Origin of the sequence: Phenylobacterium sp. Root1290 (assembly GCF_001425305.1) — a bacterium.
Classification (GTDB): Bacteria; Pseudomonadota; Alphaproteobacteria; order Caulobacterales; family Caulobacteraceae; genus Phenylobacterium.
Map to the genome: position 1 here is coordinate 346,277 of NZ_LMEE01000003.1, position 17,580 is coordinate 363,856.

The window sequence follows — 17,580 nt, forward strand, 5'->3', positions numbered from 1 at the left end:
AACGACGCGGCGAACCTGCCGGTCGGCCGATCTGGCCTGCCGATAGGGCGCCAAGCGGCAGGTTTCGCCGCCGAGCTCCCAGAAAGGCGCCGTTAGCCTCAAGGGCGGCTGGGTTTCCAGTCGAAGGCCAGCAGCAGGGTGCGCTGGATGCTTTGGAAGTTGTCGTCCGACAGCAGGTAGAATCGCACCGAGCCGTCCTTGGCCGGAACCGCGGCGATGGCTTCGAAATTGTCGATGCTCTGCGGGCGGGCGAGCTCCATGCGGGCGACTTCGCCGGAGCCGTCGTGGATGGTCAGGGCGATGCGGTTGCCGCGCACCGGGTCCCAGGCCCGCAGCAGCCAGGCGGTGCGGCCCTGCGGCAGGCGGGTGACCGCCACCAGCCCGAACTCCGCAGGCTTGGCGATGGTCGGGCCCGGCGTGCAGGCGCCCGAGAGGCGGCAGGTCCAGGTCTGGCCGCTTTCCTCGCCGCCGGCGACATAGGCGTCGGGGCCGATCTCAGGCGCCGGGCCAAGGGCCTCCATGCCGCCGTTGGGCGGGAACTGCGCGTCGGGAGCCGGCGCTTCGCGCGGCGGGCCGCCGTCGGCCGGGTAGAGCCAGATGCGGTGGCGCTGCTCGAAGCTGATCAGCATGTCGCCGTTGGCCAGCAGGGCCATGCCTTCGGAATCGGACTCCAGCTTGCCCTGCAGCGGCTTGCCGTCGAGGCCGGTCAGGGCGCTGACCCTGCCATCGGTCAGGCCGACCAGGCGGCCGGCCTTGTCGAGCATCAGGCGCGCCTTGATCAGGTCGCCCTCGTCGCTGACGGCGGTCAGGTTCACGCCATCGCGGACGGCCATGTCGGAGAGGCCGTGGAAACGAGCCGTGTCGGGCGAGGAGAGCACCAGGCCGCCGGCGTAGTGGAAGTCGCCGACGCGATCCTGGTCCGGGTCGGCCGGGTTCAGCGGGACCGGCGCGGCGGTGATGGTGATTGCCGGGCCGGCGGCGACCGGGGCGGCGGGCAGGGCCGATGATTGCTGAGCGCAGGCGGCGAGGGCGAGCGCGGCAAGCGCGGTCAGCGTGGAACGTCGCATGGTCACTATCCCCCTCGGTCGCGGCGTGCGCGCAGTGAGGGGGGAAGTCCGGCGCGGGTCAAGCGCGTAGCGACGCATTGCGGCGGAGGCCGTGGGCCCCCTCACCCCAACCCTCTCCCCCAAAAGGGGGCGAGGGAGTGACGCCCGGTTCTAGGCCACGGCTCTCCGGACTTCCTTGAAGGTCGAGCGGCGGGCGGAGCCGCCCTGCGGGCCCTGGGTGCTGGGCGGCGGCTGCAGGAGATTGGCGGTCTTGCGGGTGACCTTGCGGACCTCCTCGTCGAACAGTTCAGCCAGCTGATCGACGATGACGCCGGCCAGTTGCTCCACATCGACGATGGTGACGGCCCGGCGATAGTAGCGGGTGACGTCGTGGCCGATGCCGATGGCGATCAGTTGCACCGGGCTCTTGGTCTCGATCTCGGTGATCACGTCGCGCAGGTGACGCTCGAGGTAGTGGCCCGAGTTCACCGACAGCGTCGAGTCGTCGACCGGGGCGCCGTCGGAAATCACCATCAGGATGCGGCGCGCCTCGGGGCGGCCGATCAGCCGCTGGTGCGCCCACATCAGCGCCTCGCCGTCGATGTTTTCCTTGAGCAGGCCCTCGCGCATCATCAGGCCGAGGTTGCGGCGCGCGCGCCGCCAGGGGGAGTCGGCGGCCTTGTAGATGATGTGGCGCAGGTCGTTCAGCCGGCCCGGCTGCGGCGGCTTGCCGGCCTTCAGCCAGTCCTCGCGGGACGAGCCGCCCTTCCACGCACGGGTGGTGAAGCCGAGGATCTCGGTCTTGACGCCGCAGCGCTCCAGCGTGCGGGCCAGGATGTCGGCGCAGACGGCGGCGACCATGATCGGACGGCCGCGCATCGAGCCGGAATTATCGATCAGGATGGTGACGACCGTGTCGCGGAACTCGGTGTCTTCCTCTTCCTTGAAGGCGAGGGAGGCGGTCGGATCGGTGATCACCCGGGTCAATCGCGCGGTGTCGAGGATGCCCTCTTCGAGATCGAAGCTCCAGGAGCGGTTCTGCTGGGCCATCAGCTTGCGCTGCAGCTTGTTGGCCAGGCGCGAGACGACGCTGGAGAGGCTGGCCAGCTGCTGGTCGAGATAGGCGCGCAGGCGCGTCAGCTCCTCGGCGTCGCAGAGCTCCTCGGCGGCCACGACCTCGTCGTGGGCGTTGGTGAACACCTTGTAGGTGGCGACCTTGGCGTCGCCCTTCAGGTCGGGGCGGGCCGGCTGCTCGCCTTCGCCCATCTCCGGCGGCTCGTCGGTGTCCTCGGCGTTCGGATCATCCTCCGCCTGCATCATCTGGCTGTCGGCGTCCTCGCTCTCGCGATGGGACGCCTCGTTCTCGTCCATGGCGGTCTGCTGGGGCGACTGGCCTTCGCCTTCGCCCTCGTCGCCGTCTTCCTGGCTCTCGGCCTCGCCGTCCTCGCTGTCGCCGTCCTCGTCGTCGGCCTGGTCGGGGGCGTCGGTGAGGTCGTCGCCCATCGACAGGTCGCGCAGGATGGTCCGGGCGATCTTGGCGAACGCCTTCTGGTCGCCGGCCGCTTCGACCAGGCGGTCGAGATCGGCGCCGGCCTTGCTCTCGACCTCGGCGCGGAACAGGTCGACCAGCGGCTTGGCCATCGAGGGCGGCGGCTCGCCGGTCATCCGCTCGCGCGCCAGCAGCGCGACGACGTCGGCCATCGGCGGGTTGGCCAGGGCTTCGAGCTGGTTCAGCGGCTTCTTGGCCCAGGCATATTCGTGAACCGCGCGCAGATTGTCCTTCACGCCGCCGAGGGCGTTGGCGCCGACCGCCTCGATGCGGGCCTGCTCCAGCGCGTCATAGACCGGCGCGCCGAGCGCCGAGGCCGGACGGCCCTTGGCGTGGGCGGCGATGTCGTGGTGGGCGATGCGCAGCGCCATCTGGTCGGCCAGGCCGCGGATGCGGGCGGCGTCGGCCGGGGTCAGGTCGCGCGGCGGGTGCGGCAGCACGGCGCGATTGCCCGACAGCTGCGGGCCCTCGCCCGAATAGACGATTTCCAGGTCCGGCTTTTCAGCCAGGGAGCGCGCGGCATGGGCCAGGGCGCGCTTGAAGGGCTCGACGGGGCTTTCCGGGTTCTTGGCCATGCCAACCATTTAGAACGACGGTCCGCGTCGCCCAAGCGCGAATGCGCGTCAAAGCTCAGTTGCGCCCGCAGCGGGGACAGACGCCGGCCAGATGAGGATCACCAGCCGAGCCAGGTCTGGATCAGCGCGCCGGCCCAGGCGGCGGCCGTGACCAGCACCAGGCCCGGGACCACGCGCCAGACGAAGGCGCGCTGGCCGCCGGACATGGCGAAGATGGTCTTGGAGAGGGTGTTGGTGGTCAGGCCGACCAGGATGGGCAGCACGGCGGCGCGCGGGTCGATACTGCCGGCGGCGGCCAGCGAGGCCATCGAGATCGCCGCCGCGTGGGCGTCGACCAGGCCGGCGGCGGCCGCGCCGACCGCCGCGCCGGCCCCGCCGAACCGGGCGGTGAGCGCCGCCGAGATGACCAGGATGACCGCCAGGGTCGCGGCGAAGATCAGGGCGGTCGGCAGGCTGAAGGCCTCGCCGGCGTCGGCGTCTTCCTCGGCCGGAGGCTGGCGCAGCGCCTGCAGGGTGAATACGGCGCCGTAGGCCGCCGCCGCCAGCCCGGCGCAGACCAGCGGCGCAGCCATGGCGCGGAGCGTCGGCGTATTGAGGGCGGCGAGGAGGACGGCCAGCTGCACGATCGTCGCCACGGTCGAGAGCACCGCGCCAGCCACGGCGCCGGCCAGCAGGTTCGGGGTCTTGGCCGCGCGCGCCGACATGGCGCCGATGGCGGCGGTGCTGGACACGAAGCCGGCGGCCAGGCCGGCGAGCGGCAGGCCGAAGCGGACGCCGAGGGTGCGGATGGCGACGTGGCCGGCGGCGCCGATGCCGAGCAGCAGGACGACCACCAGCCAGATCGAGCGGGGATTGAGGGCCTGGTAGGGGCCCATCGGCCGATCGGGCAGCAGCGGCAGCACGACGAGGGTGGCGCCGGCCAGCATCAGGCCGCTGCGGACCTCGTCCCCGGTCAGCACCGATCCCACGAAGTGATGCAGGGGCGTTCGCGCGGCCAGCAGGATCGCGACCACGACCCCGACCCCTGCGGCGATCATCGGCTGGGGGACGGCGAGCGCGCCGACCAGCACCGCCAGCACGAGGGCCGCCTCGGTGGTGAGGCCGGGATCGTCCTCGCCCTGGGCGCGCCAGTAGGCGAGCGCGGCGAAGGCCGCCGTGGCGGCGGTGACGACCGACAGCAGAACGACGCCGCCGACCAGCAGGCTGACCGCGCCGGCCAAGGTGGCGACCGTGAAGGTGCGGATGCCCGCCGCCGACGGCGAGGGGCGTTCCTGCTTGCGGCGCTCGCGCTCGGCGCCGATCAGCAACCCGACGCCCAGGGCCACGGCGAGGTTCAAGATCGGTTCGGTGGGAATGGGACACGCCTCCAGACCGCCCGCCGTCCAGGCCGGCGGAAAGCCAGACTACAGCTAGGGGCGCCGGCGCGCGGTGAAAATTCGCCGGGCGCGCGTCCAGATGTCGGTTCCCTGTGTTCTGGTTCGTCCTAGGTTCGATCGGGCCTGCGGGGCTCAAGCGAAGGAGAACGACAATGCGCGTGATGGTTCTGGTGAAGGCGACGAGCGACAGCGAAGCGGGGCTGATGCCGTCCAGCGAGCTGCTGGAGGCGATGGGCCGCTACAACGAAGAGCTGGTCAATGCGGGGATCATGAAGGGCGGCGACGGGCTGCAGCCGTCGTCCAAGGGCAAGCGGGTGGCGTTCGACGGCGACAAGCGGGCGGTGATCGACGGCCCGTTCGCCGAGACCAAGGAAGTCGTGGCCGGCTACTGGCTGTGGGAGGTCAAGGACATGGACGAGGCCGTGGCCTGGGTGAAGCGCTGTCCGAACCCGATGCCCGGTCCGAGCGAGATCGAAATCCGCCCGTTCTACGAGATGGAGGACTTCGGCGAGGCGCTGACGCCGGCCGCGGCCGAGATCCACGACCGGGTGCGCGACAAGCTGGAGTCGAACTAGGGGCGGCGGAACGGCTAAGCCTGGGCGGCGTTGGTCCTTGCAGATTTGGCAAGGAGACACCGATGCTCAAGTGGGCTCTGATATTCGCGGTGGTGGCGTTGATCGCCGGCGCCCTGGGATTTGGCGGCATCGCCGGCGCGGCGGCCGGCATCGCCAAGATCCTGTTCTTCATCTTCCTGGTCGGCTTCGTGCTGTTCCTGGTGCTCGGCGTCATGGCCGGGCGGAAAATCTCGGGCGGATAGCCTGACGGTCTCCTCTCCCCCCGCGCGGGGGGAGAGGAGCAAGGCCGCCTACTTCTTGGCCAGATAGGCCTGGGACTGGCTGCCGACGAGGTCGACGAGGTTCCCCATGGCGAGGTTCACGTCGATCAGGTGCAGGCCCCAGTCCTTGAGGACGATCGGGCCGACCTTCACGTCGCCGGCGATCTCGTCCGTACGCGGATCATTTGGATCGGCGTTGATCCCCACCGACAGATAATCGAACCCATCCTTGGACACGCATTCGCCGGTCAGCAGGCCGGGCGCCGAGACGAACGGCGTGGCGACCTTCGCGCCGTCCTTGGTCCAGGCCGGCGGCGCGGCCGATTCCGCGGCGATCATCGCGCCCGACGACAGGTAGGCGTGCAGTTCGGCCTTGCCGCCGCCGAGTGCGGCGGGATTGACGCAGGCCGCCTGCATGGCGGGGTTCGGCTCACGCGGGACGCCGAAGCGGCTGCCCTTCGGCGGGGGCGAGGTTTCGCGGAAGCTGACATAGGCGACGGCGCAGCCGATCTGGGTCGGCGACTTGCAGAGCGGGATCGACTTGAAGGTCCCGAGGTCCTGGCCCTTCTGCACCGGCAGGTTGGTTCCGAGCAGCAGCGCCGAGATCAGCCTGGCCTGGGCCGGCTTGCCGTCGATCTCCTTGGCGATCAGTTCGGTCAGCAGGCCCGCGCCCTGGGAGTGGCCGATCAGCACGACGCCGCGGCCCTTGTTCTCGTGGGTCAGGTAGTAGTTCCAGGCGTCGGCGACGTCGTCGTAGTTGGTGGTCGGGATCGGGCCGGCCGGCGGCTTGGCGCCCGGGGCCATGCGCGCGCGCAGGGTGGTCAGGGTCACCTGCCGGTACATCGGCGCGTAGATCCTGCACTTGGAGCCGAAGCGGGCGAGCTGCTGCTCGACCACGCGGCGCTCCTCGGCGTTGGGCGTCATGTCGGAGAACACGCCCGGATCGTTGGAGACGGTCGGGTAGACGTAGAAGCAGTCGACCTGGGCGTTGGCGTCGGGCTTCCAGGTCTCCTGGGTCATCGAACCGTCGGCCTTGATGACCGTGGCGGTGTTGTCGATCGCGCAGGCATCGGCGCGGCCGGGCCAGCAGAGCCAGGCGTCGGGCTTGGAATAGTCGTTAGGCGTCGCGGCGGCGGGCGCCTGGGCGAACGCCGGCGAGGCGCTGAAAAGCAGGCCGGCGGCGACGGCCGCGAGCGTTATCCTGGACATGTTTCCCCACTTGAAAATCGGTTCTTCGCAATGGGGCGGGAGGATGCGCAGAACGCCGGTCGGCGTCCAGGTGCATCTCAGGTGTCATCCCGGAAGGCGCGTAGCGGCTGTCCGGGACCCATTCGCGCTTGGTCAGCAGGACGAGAGGAGCGCCCGCACCTGCCTGATCCATCTGGTGTTCATAGGTCCCGGTCTTGCTGCGCAAACCGGGATGACACGTGGTGGGAGTCAGGCGGCGAGCTGATCCTTGGCCAGGGTGGTGTCGAGCACCTTGTCGATGGCGTCCAGCAGGCGGGTGATCTCGATCGGCTTGGGCACGAAGCCGTTCATGCCGACGGCCAGGTATTCGGCGACCTGGTGGTTCATGACATTGGCCGACAGGGCCAGGATCGGGGTCGCCGCCAGCTCGCGCTCGGCCTCCAGCTGGCGGATCGCGGCGGTGGCCTCGACGCCGTTCATCACCGGCATCTGCACGTCCATCAGGATCAGGCCGTAGTCGCCCTCGAAGAACGCCTCGACCGCCTGGGCGCCGTCGCCGACGATGGTCAGGTCGATGGCGAAGGGCTCGAGCATGGCGCGCAGGATCAGCTGGTTGGTCAGGTTGTCCTCGGCCGCCAGGATCTTGGCGCGGGCGCCGGGCTTGGCGATCCGGGACTGGGCCGCGGGCAGCGGCAGGGCGGGCGGCAGCATCGGCGCGCGCCACACCAGCGGCAGCAGCGCGGTGAACACCGAGCCGTGGCCCTCGACGCTCTCGACGGTCAGCTCGCCGCCCATCATCGCGGCCAGCTCGTGGCTGATCGCCAGGCCAAGGCCGGTGCCGCCGTAGCGGCGGGTGGTCGAGGCGTCGACCTGGATGAACTTCTCGAACAGGTCGCCCATCTTGTCGGCGGCGATGCCGATGCCGGTGTCGCGGACGGTGAAGCGCACGCCCTCCGTCTGGCGGGCGACGCGGACGGCGACCTCGCCGGCGGCGGTGAACTTGACGGCGTTGGAGGCGAGGTTGGCGAGCACCTGGCGCAGGCGCACGCCGTCGCCGAACCAGACGCCGGCGGCGGCCTCGTCGATCTCGATGCGGAAGCCGACGTCCTTCTGGCCGGCGAGCTGGGCGAAGGGCGCGCAGGCGGCGTGGACCGCGTGGGCGAGGTCGAACTCGTGGTTGTCGATCTCCAGGCGTCCGGCCTCGATCTTGGAGATGTCGAGGATGTCGCCGAGCAGGGTCAGCAGGGTCTGGCCGGACTCGCGGACCACGTCGAGGCGATCGCGCTGGGCGGGGCTGAGCTCGTCGCGCGCCATGATCTGGGTCATGCCGAGGATGCCGTTCAGCGGCGTACGGATCTCGTGGCTCATATTGGCGACGAACTGGGACTTGGCGACGCTGGCGGCGGCGGCCTCGTCGCGGGCGCGGACCAGCTCGTCCATGGTCAGGGCCAGGGCCTGGTCGTTGCGGTCGATCTCGCCGAACACCCGGCGCACGCAGGCGGCCAGGGCCAGGGTGCAGCCCAGCAGGGCGAGGAGGCCGAGCGCGAACACCGGCGCGACCTGGCGCAGCATGGCGTCGCTCGGATGGCTGCTGGTCCAGGCGAGGGCGGCGATGGGGCGGCCATTGGGACCGTGCAGGGTGACGCTGGCGGGCGTGGCGCCGTTCCAGGGCAGCAGCCGCACGTCGGCGACGCGCATGTCGCGGGCCACGTCCTGGAGCAGGGCGGTGTCGACCCGCCGGGCCGAGATCAGCAGCCGCTCGGCGCCGCCGCGCGCGTGGACGGCCGGGGTCTCGGGCACGATGTTGGTGACCGCGACCATGTAGAGCTCGGCGCCGACGCTGATGACGCCGGTGCGGGTGATCGAGCCGCTCATGCCGCGGTTGCGGGCCGCGCCGCGCAGGCGCTCCAGCTCGCGGACCTTGGCGACCAAGGGGGCGGTCTCGTGGAGGAAGGCGGCGGCCTGGCGCTCGCCCGCCCGCCCGCCGTCGCGCCAGGCGTAGATCGGGCGGTCGGCCTCGTCGAGGACGAGCGATGCGGCGTGGCGCATGTAGGTTTCGAAGTAGCTGCCGACGTAGAGGTCGGCCCACTCGGCGTCGAAGTCGCGGCCGAGCTTGAGGTAGGCGTCGTCCCAGATCGAGGCCGAGATCAGCTGGCCGACCAGCTCGTGCTCGCGCTCACGCAGGTAGTTGGAGACCAGGGCGCGTTCCTCGTCCACGTGGGCGCGGTCGACGACCTTGGCTGTGTAGAGCAGGAGGCCCAGGCCGCCGGCGGCGACGATGAGCAGGACGGCCGTCGCGAACGCCACGATGCGGCTGATGGCTCGGCGGTTGCGGGCTAAACTGGATCTCATCACGCGACACCCTGACAGACGACAGGTATCGCGAGCGTCGCGCTATCAAATGATGAACGCTGAAGCTGAGGCGGGCGTCTGCGACAACCCGCCTCAGGAGTTCAGACGTCAGGCCACGCGGACGCGGGCGGTGCTTTCCGGCAGGTCCTGGCCGAAGGCGCGCTGGAAGAACTCGGCCACGGTGCCGCGCTCGAGCTCGTCGCACTTGTTCAGGAAGGTCAGGCGGAAGGCGAAGGCCAGGTCGCCGCCGAAGATCTCGGCGTTCTGGGCCCAGGTGATCACGGTCCGCGGGCTCATGACGGTCGAGATGTCGCCGTTCATGAAGGCGTTGCGGGTCATGTCGGCGACGCGGACCATCGCAGCGATGGTGCGCTTGCCCTCGGCGCTGTCGTAATGCGGCGCCTTGGCCAGCACGATCTCGGCTTCGACGTCGTGCGCCAGGTAGTTCAGCGTGGTGACGATCGACCAGCGGTCCATCTGACCTTGGTTGATCTGCTGGGTGCCGTGATAGAGGCCCGTCGTGTCGCCCAGACCGATGGTGTTGGTCGTGGAGAACAGCCGGAAGAACGGGTTCGGACGGATGACGCGGTTCTGGTCGAGCAGGGTCAGCTTGCCCTGCGCTTCCAGGATGCGCTGGATGACGAACATCACGTCGGGGCGGCCGGCGTCGTACTCGTCGAACACCAGGGCCACGGGGCGCTGGATCGACCAGGGCAGGATGCCTTCGCGGAACTCGGTGACCTGCTTGCCGTCCTTCAGGACGATGGCGTCCTTGCCGACGAGGTCGATACGCGAGACGTGGCTGTCGAGGTTGACCCGGATCAGCGGCCAGTTGAGGCGCGCGGCGACCTGCTCGATGTGCGTCGACTTGCCGGTCCCGTGATAGCCCTGGACCATCACGCGGCGGTCATAGGCGAACCCGGCGCAGATGGCCTTGGTCGTTTCGGGGTCGAACTTGTAAGCCGGATCGATGTCCGGAACGTGAGCGTCTCGCTCGCTGAAGGCCGGAACGGTCATGTCCACGTCGACGCCGAAAGTGTCGCGGACCGACACTTTCTTGTCCGGGACCAGGGCGATCAGCTTGTCTTCTTGCGTATTGGCGAAAGAGGTCATGGCGCGGTTCGATTACAAGGTTACGGGGCCGATGCAAACGGGTGTTTGCGCATGACGCAACGTCTGCCTGGGAAGGGCGACTTGTTTAGCCGAATTCGCCCGCGCGGGGCAGACCGGTTGGGCAAGTTCGAGCAGGCCAGCCATGCTGGCGCGCAATGTCAAATCTTCGGCGCGTGAGATCAAGCATCAAGGGGTAGGCTGCTGGTCAAAGAGGAGGAAACGACCATGCTCGCCGACGCCATCAAGGTCACCGCGCAGCCGACCGGATTCGGGGCGCTGGTGACGGGGCTCGATCTCTCCGCGCCGCTGGGCGCCGAGACGCTGGGGCAGGTCAAGGACGCCTGGGCCGAGCACGCGGTGCTGGCCTTTCCCGACCAGCCGCTGAGCCTGGAGGCGCTGGAGGCCTTCACCCTGCAGATCGGTCCGTTCGGGGTCGATCCGTTCATCAAGCCGATGGCCGGGCATCCGAACGTCCTGGAGCTGCGCCGCGAGCCGGACGAGAAGGCCAAGAACTTCGGGGCCGGCTGGCACTCGGACTGGAGCTTCCAAAAGGAGCCGCCGGCCGCGACGCTGCTGCGCTCGGAGGTCACTCCGCCGGTCGGCGGCGACACCCTGTTCGCCGACTGCGCGCGGGCCTACGACGCGCTCTCGGACGGGATGAAGGCGCTGCTGGCGCCGCTGAAGGCGGTGCATTCGGCCACCCGCGCCTATGGGACGCAAGGGGTCTTCGCCAAGGAGACCGAGGCGCGGACGATGGAGATCGTGGTCTCGGCCGAGGCCGACAAGACCCTGACCCATCCGCTGGTCCGCACCCATCCGGTGACCGGCCGCAAGGCGCTGTTCGTCAGCCCGACCTACACCGTCGGCATCGAGGGCCTGACCTTCCAGGAGAGCCACGCGATCCTGGGCTTCCTCTATGCGCACATGACCCAGGAGCAGTTCATCTACCGCCACAAGTGGAAGCAGGGGATGCTGCTGATGTGGGACAACCGCTGCACCGTGCACTTCGCCGAGGGCGGCTATGACGGCCACCTGCGGGTCATGCACCGCACGACCGTGGCGGGGGACGCGCCGGTTTAGGGCTGTTCCCGCTAGCGTTGCGCCGGGATAAGAAGACGGATGGCGAAATCCGCTGCATTCCCCCGGAGCCTCGAACTCGCCGAACGAAATTGGGCCGGCGGAACCGGCCAAGTCGTCTTTTCAGTGTCGATCTTCGATCACTTCCTTGCTGAAGACGAGAGCTTAGAGTGCGACCTGTTCACCATCGACCAGGCGCGTGAGGGTGGTCATCTGGCGGAGTACCTCGCCGGCGAAGCGCGCTTTCTGGAGCTCTATCGGAAGTTGGCGATGCGAGGGGTCAGCCGCGTCCTAGCCAGCGGACGCTTGGCGCCGTTGGATCCAGACAGCCGCAGGTTCGGCGAAATCCTAGTTTCCAGCTTGCGGGAGCGCAGGTTCATGGACGTCTACTTCGATGGCTACGACCTTAGGGTCGTTGGTGGTTGGGATCGCACCGACATCTGGTTCTGCCGAGACGATGCGCGCCTAGCCGAGCTTCGGACCGCCATTGCGCACGCTGGCCTGTTCGAGTTGGCGTGATGAAACTCGGCCCCGCGCTGGTGATGACGCCAGACCTGGACGCGGCGCTGGCGTTCTATCGCGACGTGCTGGGCCTGGCGCTCAGCGCGCAGTTTGAGAACCAGCTGGTGTTCGATCTCGGCGGGCGATCGCTGCACGTGTTCGGTTGCGCGCGTCCGGCGCCAGAGGCCGAGCATGGCGCGGACGGCGGCTCGGTGCTGAGCTTCGAGGTCGAGGCGATCGAGCCAGCGATGGCGGAGCTGACGGCGAAGGGGGTCGAGTTCCTGCACGCGCAGCCGGCCTGGAACGCGCAGGTCGGCTTGGCCTATGCGGCGTTCCGGGCGCCGGGCGGGATCGTACACGAGCTGCTCGAGCGGCGGGGCATTCCACCGAGGCAAGCGCGGGTTCTTGCCGATTGAGGGCTGCAGCCTCTGGCCTCTTCATGACGCGGATAGAGGAGGACACCATGCGCATGATGGCCGCACTGGGCGTCGCCCTTCTTATGGCCCTGGAGATCAACCCTGTGAGCGCGGCCGAACAGGTCCCGGTGACCGCTATCGACGTCCTTCTCGTGCCGGACGCGACCATGGCGGATCGCGCCCAGGCCGCTAACGCCCGATTGCTCAAGGTCTACCCAGCAAGCTTCACGCTGGACGAAGCGCACCAGCCGCACATCACGCTCATCCAGCGGTTCGTCCGCACCGACGAGTTGGCGGAGGTCTATGCGGCGGTCGGGCGTGCGTTGGCTGCGGCCGGAATCTCCAACCTGAAGCTGGAAGCCATCAAGAATTACTATACGCCGGGCAGCGAGACCGGCGTCGCCGGCATCCTCGTCAGGCGCACCCCTGAACTGCTGAAGTTGCAGCAGGACATGATCGCGGCGGTGGCCCCGTTCACGGTCGAGACCGGGCCGATCAGCGCCTTCACCGCCCCCCACGACGCCGCCGCCAATGATGCCATGCTGATCGGCTACGTCGCTACCTTCGTCCCCAAGCAGACGGGCGAGAATTTCAACCCGCATGTCAGCACCGGCGTTGCGCCGAAGACTTATCTGGACGGAATGACAGCCGAGCCGTTCGAGCCCTTCATCTTCTCGCCCTCTGGAGCGGGAATCTACCAGCTTGGCCCGTTCGGCACGGCGGCGAAGAGGCTCAAAAGCTGGGAACCGTAAGACGCGCGAGAGCCGGTGGAACGGTGCGGTGCGCTAGGGGCGCCCGAAGGCCACCTGAGCGCCGCCACCGATTAGGCCCCCTCCCGTCCCGCCAGCCGCGCCGCCAGGGTGCGGGTGCGGCGCAGGACGGTCCAGGCGGCGCCGGCGACGATGATCAGCAGGCCGAGGATGACGCTCTGGCCGTCCCAGCCCCAGAGCGGCTCGAAGGCGGCGATGGCGCAGGTGGCGGTGAGGGCGGCCATGCGGTGCGGCTTGGCCATCGGGCCGGAGAAGTCGGCGGGCAGGCCCAGGCCGCGGCCCAGTTCGCGGACATAGGCGGTCAGCACCGCCAGCACCGCGGCGGCCCAGCCCAGCGGCGCGCCGAGGGTGAAGCCGGCGAGGCTTGCGAAATAGCCGGCGCCGACCAGGAACAGGGCGTCGGCGATGCGGTCGGGCAGCTCGTTCCAGATCGGGCCGGAGGGGCCGCCCTTGCCGTGCTCGACCGCGACCATGCCGTCGAGCAGGTTGCAGAGCAGGCGCAGCTGGATGCAGACGCCGGCCCCGATCAGCAGCGCGCCGCGATTGAACGGGGTCTGGTCGCCGCCGGCGTAGAGAAACAGCAGCAGGCCGATCAGGGCGAAGATGATGCTGCCGGCCGAGATCATGTCCGGGCTGGCGCCGGCCTTGGCCAGGCCCGAGGCCAGGCCCTGGGCCCAGCCGGTTCCCCGCGACTTCAGCGGGCGACGGTTCTCGGGGGTCTCGGTCATTGGGGAACCTTGGGGGGAGCCTTGGCTTGGCCGCGGGCCAGCGTGGCCGCGTAGACGATGGCGTAGAAGGTCGAGACCGACCACGGCACGGCGATGGTGCGGACGATCTCGGGTGTGCCGATCAGCTTGTGCACCGCGACCAGCAGGGCCAGCACGGCGCCGGCGGTGATCGCAGGCGGGACGACATAGGCCAGGGGGCCGGGGAAGCGGGGGCTCATCGCCTCCAGCGCGCGCTTGAGCACCAGGGTGATCAGGCCCGACAGCACGCCTTGCGACAGGGCGGGCAGCCAGGCGGCGGCCAGGCCGTGGCCGCTGTTGGCGAACAGCGCCCAGCCGCCCATGGCCAGGAACGCGAAGCCGACATGGGCGAAGGTGGAGCCGGCGAAAGTCCGAAGGGCGTTCTGCATTGGGATGGAAACTGCGCCGCCATCCGCTGTACGGTCAAGCTGCGCCGAGGACGGATGCTCGGCGGACGGGAGATGCTTGCGCATGGATGCGGTCACGGCCTTTTTCGCCCAGCAGTCGCCGGTGGTGCTGTGGGGCCTTGGCGGGGTGCTGGCGGTGCTGACCCTGGCGGTGGGGATCACGGCGCTGCTGCCGGTGATCAAGCCGGGCGGCGACTTCACCAACCTGCGTCAGCGGATCGCCTCGTGGTGGGTGATGATCGCGCTGCTGGCCGGGGCGCTGCTGCTGGGCTGGCAGGCGTTCACGGCGCTGATGATCGTGATCTCGTTCATCGCCCTGCGCGAGTTCCTGTCGCTGGCGCCGGTGCGGCGCGAGGACCGGCTGATCGTGCTGGCGGCGTTCGTGGCGATGGGGATCAACTACCTCTTCATCATCCTCGACGACTACGGCCTCTACCGGGTGTTCATCCCGACCTACGTGTTCCTGATCATCCCGTTCCTGATGGCCTGCATCGGCCAGACGCGGGCGTTCCTGGCGACCACGGCGACGTTCCACTGGGCCATCGTCACCTGCGTCTACAACCTCGGCTACATCGCCTTCCTGATGCGCACGCCGGCCGCCGAGGCGCAGCCGGCCGGGGCGGCGGGGCTGGTGTTCTTCCTGCTGGTGGTCACCGAGGCCAACGACGTGGCGCAGTACGTCTGGGGCAAACTGTTCGGCAAGCGGAAGATCGTGCCCAAGGTCAGCCCGAACAAGACCTGGGAGGGCTTCATCGGCGGCTGGGTCACGACCAGCGCGCTGATCTGGTTCCTGGGCCCCGTGTTCACGCCGCTGAGCGGGATCGGGCTGGCGACCCTGGCCCTGTTCCTGCCGCTGGCGGGCTTCGCCGGCGACGTGACCATGAGCGCGATCAAGCGCGACATCGGGGTCAAGGACACCAGCGCGCTGATCCCCGGCCACGGCGGCCTGCTGGACCGGGCCGACAGCCTGACCTTCACCGCGCCGCTCTACTTCCACATCCTCGCCTACTTCGCCCTGGGTCACTTCTGATGCGTTGGCTTCGCCGTTTCGTCCTGGTGCTGATCGCCCGCCCGATCGCACGGGTGTTCACCGGCGCCGACATCATCGGGCGCGAGAAGCTGCCGCTTAAAGGACCGGCGATCCTGGCCGCGAACCACGCCAGCCACGTCGACACCATCCTGATGCTGACGCTCTATCCGTCGAAGGGGTTGGACAAGGTGCGGCCGGCGGCGGCGGCCGACTACTTCCTGCGCGGCGGGCTGATCAGCTGGCTGTCGAACACCATCATCGGGATCGTGCCGGTGGCGCGCGACAAGGCCGGGACCGGCGCCGACGTGCTGGCGCCGGTGCGCGAGGCGCTGAAGGCCGGGGACATCGTGCTGATCTTTCCGGAAGGCACGCGCGGCGACGGCGAGGAGATGGCGCAGCTGAAGAGCGGGGTGGCGCGGCTGGCCGCCGACGTGCCGGAGGCGCCGGTCTATCCGATCTGGCTGCAGGGCGCGGGCCGGGTGCTGCCCAAGGGCGAGGCCGTGCCGGTGCCGATGAACTGCACGGTGCTGGTCGGCGACCCGCTGCACTGGCAGGGCGACCGCAAGGCGTTCCTGGAGGAGCTGCGCGTGCGGCTGGAGGACCTGAAGGCCAAGGCCCCGCCGCAGCGGTGGGCGTGAGGCGCTAGCCCCCAAGTGTCATCCCGGTTTGCGAAGCAAGACCGGGACCCATTGTCGCCGCGGTGGTCCAGCTCGAGCGCGCTTGCGCGATCAGGAGTTCATGGATCCCGGTCTTCGGCTGCGCCGAAACCGGGATGACACTTCGCTAGAACCCCTCGACGTCGAGCGCCGCGGCGATGTCCGAGCCGGCGGCGAGGTTCAGCCAGAGGCTGACGCGGGGCATCTCCTGCTCGAAGAAGAACCGGCAGGCGGCGACCTTGCCGGCGGTGAAGGCGTCAGCGGGGAGGGCCTTGGCGGCGAGGGCCTGGTCGAGCCAGAGCCAGCCGACGACGGCGTGGCCGAAGGCGCGCAGGGCGCTGGTGGCGCCGGCCAGCGCCTCTTGCGACAGCGGCGTGGTGATTGAGCTGGCGTAGGCGGCGATCTGGTCCCAGGCGGTGAGCAGGGCGTCGGCGCAGGGGGCGAGATCGGCGTGGGCTTGTGCGCCGGCGGCGGTCGCGGCGATGCAGGCGCGCAGCTCGGCGAGCGCCTGCGGATCGCGGGCCAGCTTGCGGCCGACAAGGTCGACGCCCTGGACGCCGGTGGTGCCCTCGTGGATCGGGTTCAGGCGGTTGTCGCGGTAGATCTGCTCGACGTCGAAGTCGCGGGTGTAGCCGTAGCCGCCGTGGATCTGGATGGCGAGGTCGTTGGCGGCCAGGCCCATCTCCGAGGGCCAGGTCTTGGCGGCGGGGGTCAGCAGGTCGAGCAGGCGCCGCGCGGTCTCGGCGTCCTGGCCGGTCTGCTCCTCGTCCAGCAGGCGGGCGCAATATAGGCTGAGCGCGATGGCGCCTTCGGCATAGGCCTTCTGGGCCAGCAGCATGTTCCGGACGTCGGGATGGCCGATGATCGGGGCGGGCGCATTGGCGCCGGCCGGGCGGCCCTGCAGACGCTCCTGGGCGTAGGCCAGCGACTGGCGGTAGCCGCGATAGCCGAGCATGGCGGCGCCGAGGCCGACATTGATCCGCGCCTCGTTCATCATCTGGAACATCTGCGCCAGGCCCTGGCCGACTTCGCCGACCAGGTAGCCGACCGCACCGGCCCGGCCGCCCGGCGTGTGGGCGCCGTCGCCGAAGGCGAGCACGGTGTTGGGGATGCCGCGATAGCCCATCTTGTGATTGAGACCGGTGACGACGACGTCGTTGCGCTCGCCGTCGGCCAGGACCTTGGGGGCGATGAACAGCGAGATGCCCTTTACGCCCGGCAGCGGCTTGCCGTCCGGTCCCGGCGTCTTGGCCAGCACCAGGTGGACGATGTTGGCGGTAATGTCGTGGTCGGCGCCGGAGATCCACATCTTGCCGCCGCGCAGGCGGTAGCGGGCGCCCAGCGCGTCCTGCCCGTCCGGCGTCGCCAGGGTGGTGATGTCGGCGAGGGAAGAGCCGGCCTGCGGCTCCGACAGGCACATGGTGCCGAGCGCCTGGCCGGCGATCTGCGGCCGGGCGAAGGCGGCGGTCTGGGCGGCCGTGCCGAAGGTCGCGATCAGCCGGGCGTTGGCCATGGTCAGCATCGGGAAGGCCGAGGCCGAGATGTTGGCGGCCATGAAGCAGGCCATGGACGCGGTCGCCGCGACGATCGGCAGTTGCAGGCCGTCCAGTTCGGCGTCGAACGCGCCGGCCATCAGACCGGCGGAGGCGTGCGCGCGCACGGCCTGGGCGATCTCCGGGATCACGTGGACGCCGGCCTCGTCCAGCCACGGCTCGCGCGTGTCGGCGGGCTTGTAGGCGGGGGTGAAGACCTCATCCGCCAGGGTCTCGCTGAGGTCGAGGACGGCGGCGAGGGTCTCGCGCGAATGGTCGGCGAAGCGCGGGCGGCCCAGCAGGTCCTCGACCTTCAGCCAGTCGAACAGCAGGAAGTCGAGATCGCGCCGGTTCAGGTGATAGCTGCTCATGAGAACGTCCTCGGGGCTTGTCGGCGGGTGCTAGCAGAGG

General features: G+C 69.6%; 17 protein-coding genes. 8 read left to right on the top strand and 9 right to left on the bottom strand.

The window, feature by feature from the left end; all coding sequences use genetic code 11:
* Positions 1-98 precede the first annotated feature (98 nt).
* The 3 genes from ASC79_RS16245 to ASC79_RS16255 form a co-directional block, all read right to left on the bottom strand.
* Positions 99-1,067, bottom strand: a complete 969-nt coding sequence (locus ASC79_RS16245) for an esterase-like activity of phytase family protein (RefSeq protein ID WP_056022184.1) — start codon at positions 1,065-1,067, stop codon at positions 99-101.
* A gap of 150 nt (positions 1,068-1,217) precedes the next feature.
* Positions 1,218-3,170: a cobaltochelatase subunit CobT gene (gene cobT / locus ASC79_RS16250; protein ID WP_056022181.1), complete on the bottom strand. Its 1,953-nt coding sequence runs from the start codon at positions 3,168-3,170 to the stop codon at positions 1,218-1,220.
* Positions 3,171-3,268: 98 nt separating this feature from the next.
* Positions 3,269-4,507 (bottom strand): DUF4010 domain-containing protein, encoded by a 1,239-nt coding sequence (locus ASC79_RS16255; protein WP_200937213.1) that lies wholly within the window; start codon positions 4,505-4,507, stop codon positions 3,269-3,271.
* Positions 4,508-4,698: 191 nt separating this feature from the next.
* Between ASC79_RS16255 and ASC79_RS16260 the strand changes: the two genes are divergently transcribed.
* Together ASC79_RS16260 and ASC79_RS16265 are read left to right on the top strand one after the other, a co-directional pair.
* On the top strand, positions 4,699-5,121 hold the full coding sequence (locus ASC79_RS16260; protein ID WP_056022175.1) for a YciI family protein: 423 nt from the start codon (positions 4,699-4,701) through the stop codon (positions 5,119-5,121).
* 62 nt (positions 5,122-5,183) lie between these two features.
* Positions 5,184-5,363 carry a DUF1328 domain-containing protein gene (locus ASC79_RS16265; RefSeq protein ID WP_056022172.1) on the top strand — a complete coding sequence of 60 codons (180 nt, stop codon included), beginning with the start codon at positions 5,184-5,186 and terminating at the stop codon, positions 5,361-5,363.
* Positions 5,364-5,411: 48 nt separating this feature from the next.
* Here ASC79_RS16265 and ASC79_RS16270 read toward each other — a convergent pair whose 3' ends face one another.
* The 3 genes from ASC79_RS16270 to cobS form a co-directional block, all read right to left on the bottom strand.
* Complete coding sequence (locus ASC79_RS16270; RefSeq protein ID WP_056022169.1) at positions 5,412-6,590, bottom strand: DUF3089 domain-containing protein; 1,179 nt, start codon at positions 6,588-6,590, stop codon at positions 5,412-5,414.
* Positions 6,591-6,818: 228 nt separating this feature from the next.
* Positions 6,819-8,921, bottom strand: a complete 2,103-nt coding sequence (locus tag ASC79_RS16275; RefSeq protein ID WP_082532169.1) for an ATP-binding protein — start codon at positions 8,919-8,921, stop codon at positions 6,819-6,821.
* Between the two features lie 108 nt (positions 8,922-9,029).
* Entirely contained in the window at positions 9,030-10,034 is a 1,005-nt protein-coding gene (gene cobS, locus ASC79_RS16280) for a cobaltochelatase subunit CobS (protein WP_056022164.1), read from the bottom strand.
* Positions 10,035-10,259: 225 nt separating this feature from the next.
* Here cobS and ASC79_RS16285 point away from each other — a divergent pair, with 225 nt between their 5' ends.
* Genes ASC79_RS16285 through ASC79_RS16300 form a run of 4 tightly spaced genes read left to right on the top strand, consistent with a single transcriptional unit; the run spans position 10,260 to position 12,780 of the window.
* Positions 10,260-11,114 (top strand): TauD/TfdA family dioxygenase, encoded by an 855-nt coding sequence (locus ASC79_RS16285; protein WP_056022161.1) that lies wholly within the window; start codon positions 10,260-10,262, stop codon positions 11,112-11,114.
* Positions 11,115-11,153: 39 nt separating this feature from the next.
* Positions 11,154-11,630 carry a hypothetical protein gene (locus ASC79_RS16290; RefSeq protein ID WP_056022158.1) on the top strand — a complete coding sequence of 159 codons (477 nt, stop codon included), beginning with the start codon at positions 11,154-11,156 and terminating at the stop codon, positions 11,628-11,630.
* On the top strand, positions 11,630-12,028 hold the full coding sequence (locus ASC79_RS16295) for a VOC family protein (protein WP_056022155.1): 399 nt from the start codon (positions 11,630-11,632) through the stop codon (positions 12,026-12,028). The genes ASC79_RS16290 and ASC79_RS16295 overlap by 1 nt, the downstream gene beginning before the upstream one ends.
* Before the next feature lie 47 nt (positions 12,029-12,075).
* Positions 12,076-12,780, top strand: coding sequence for a hypothetical protein (locus ASC79_RS16300; protein WP_056022152.1), 705 nt, complete (start codon positions 12,076-12,078; stop codon positions 12,778-12,780).
* 71 nt (positions 12,781-12,851) lie between these two features.
* On the opposite strand, the gene ASC79_RS16305 is transcribed toward ASC79_RS16300, so the two are convergent.
* Together ASC79_RS16305 and ASC79_RS16310 are read right to left on the bottom strand one after the other, a co-directional pair.
* Positions 12,852-13,526, bottom strand: coding sequence for a CDP-alcohol phosphatidyltransferase family protein (locus tag ASC79_RS16305; protein ID WP_056022149.1), 675 nt, complete (start codon positions 13,524-13,526; stop codon positions 12,852-12,854).
* Positions 13,523-14,017 carry a hypothetical protein gene (locus ASC79_RS16310; RefSeq protein WP_200937214.1) on the bottom strand — a complete coding sequence of 165 codons (495 nt, stop codon included), beginning with the start codon at positions 14,015-14,017 and terminating at the stop codon, positions 13,523-13,525. Before ASC79_RS16310 ends, ASC79_RS16305 begins: the two co-directional genes overlap by 4 nt.
* Here ASC79_RS16310 and ASC79_RS16315 point away from each other — a divergent pair.
* Positions 14,016-14,981, top strand: coding sequence for a phosphatidate cytidylyltransferase (locus tag ASC79_RS16315; protein ID WP_056022143.1), 966 nt, complete (start codon positions 14,016-14,018; stop codon positions 14,979-14,981). The two genes, ASC79_RS16310 and ASC79_RS16315, sit on opposite strands and share 2 nt — an antisense overlap.
* A complete protein-coding gene (locus tag ASC79_RS16320; protein ID WP_056022140.1) occupies positions 14,981-15,619 on the top strand; it encodes a 1-acyl-sn-glycerol-3-phosphate acyltransferase in 639 nt (212 codons plus the stop codon). Before ASC79_RS16315 ends, ASC79_RS16320 begins: the two co-directional genes overlap by 1 nt.
* 145 nt (positions 15,620-15,764) lie before the next feature.
* On the opposite strand, the gene ASC79_RS16325 is transcribed toward ASC79_RS16320, so the two are convergent.
* On the bottom strand, positions 15,765-17,540 hold the full coding sequence (locus tag ASC79_RS16325) for an acyl-CoA dehydrogenase (RefSeq protein WP_056022137.1): 1,776 nt from the start codon (positions 17,538-17,540) through the stop codon (positions 15,765-15,767).
* Positions 17,541-17,580 lie beyond the last annotated feature (40 nt).